A 1,543-nucleotide genomic window follows, 5' to 3' on the forward strand; every position below is an offset into this window, starting at 1 on the left:
GCGGGACCCGCTCGGCCCTCTCGCGATCACGGCGACGGCGCCACAGCCATCCTCTCGCGTCCGGACCGGTCACCCTGCGCCTGCTCTGCACCAGACCCTGATCGGCGGGCCGCCTGGTCTTTTTAGACCACATGAGAGGGCTGGGACGTCAGAGTGTTTGGCTGTTGCGGACCGGGGGGGTCGATGCGGCGAGCCGCGAGGCGAGGGCGGAGGGCGTACGCCGCCTGGAGGAGATCGTCAGTGTCCTGCCGGGCGCGGCGCGGCAGTTTGGCGCTGCGGCTTCTTCGTCCCGGAAGCAGCGAGTCCGGCGTGTCGCGGGTTCACCGTGTCGAAGAGCTCGTCGTGCCAGCGCCAGCCGGCGGTGCTGTCATCGTGAATGTGGAGCATGAACTCGGCGACCGGGCTGCCGTCGGGAAACGTCATGGTGAGCGTACTGCGGATCTTGGTGTAGCAGGCGTCGGCCTGCGCCCAGTCCTCCTCGTCGACTGCCCGCTCTTGCTCAGCGAAGAGGAGACGGAATTCTTCAAAGCCGGGAAGCGTCTCGACTTCGGCGTGGGTCCAGGGCATGTCGGCACCGGTCACGGTCAGACGGGCAATCTGCTCGTCGCCGTGGTGGAGCCGCCAGACACTGCCGGTGGTCAGGTTCGGGTTGGCCATGTCCCCATGATGGCGGCTACCACTGACAGGCGGGGAGCGGGATCATGGCGTCGCGTGTTCACGGGCGACCATCTCCCGCAGTGGCAACCACCACGGGCAGGGTGGACGGGCTCCGGCCGGTCAAGCACAGCGAACATCGCCCAGAGCGCAGCCGCGCAGGCGGAGGAGCGGCGCCGCTGATGCGACCAGGCTCGCCACCGCTGTCGAGGGATACGCGGAGCCGGCCGAGCCCGCCAGAGACTCGAAGCCGCCCTCATCAGGGTGACGGAGTACGAGTCGGCGAGCGCTTGCGCAGCAGGATCCGCCTGGCGAAATCGCCTGGGAAGGGGAAGGAACTTCCGGTCTGCGTGAAGGCGATCTACTACGTGGCCGACGACACTTCGGAATCGGCCATTGAGCAGGCCAAGTAACTCCATGGAGACGAGAATGGGCACATCTCCACGCTGCCGAGCTGCTACTGAACTTGAATTCGTGATGTCGGTCAGCCGTCCGCGATCAGGCCGGTGCTGGTCAGTGAGGGGCCTCGCGTTCTTCGGACAGGGAGCTGACTCTCTAATTCACGCGACGGCTCGCAACTTCACATGTTCGGTGTGGACTTCTCGCGGAGGGTGATAGCCGACAGCCGAGTGAAGGTGTTCGCGATTGTACCAGAATTCGATGTACTGGCTGATGTCGTGTCGGGTCGCCTCGCGGGTCAAGTACGTCACTCGAGATACATGTTCGTTCTTCAAGGTCCCGAAGGACGATTCCGCCATGTCGTTGTCGAAACATATCCCGGTTCGGCCGGCCGATCGGCGAAGGTTCAGCCCTTCGAGGACCTTGGCGTACTCGGCGGACATGTAGTTGCTGCCCGGTCCGAGTGAAATATGGCGTCCTTCACCAGCTT

General features: G+C 64.7%; 2 protein-coding genes. Both read right to left on the reverse strand.

The features are described from left to right. Positions 1-237: 237 nt before the first annotated feature. Entirely contained in the window at positions 238-657 is a 420-nt protein-coding gene (locus tag OF819_RS28940) for a hypothetical protein (protein ID WP_267246617.1), read from the reverse strand. Positions 658-1,214: 557 nt separating this feature from the next. Beyond that, a partial coding sequence (locus tag OF819_RS28945) for an integrase core domain-containing protein (protein ID WP_267246618.1) occupies positions 1,215-1,543 on the reverse strand: 329 nt, incomplete at its 5' end.

Origin of the sequence: Streptomyces sp. PR69 (assembly GCF_026420845.1) — a bacterium.
In the GTDB taxonomy this organism is placed as follows: Bacteria; Actinomycetota; Actinomycetes; order Streptomycetales; family Streptomycetaceae; genus Streptomyces.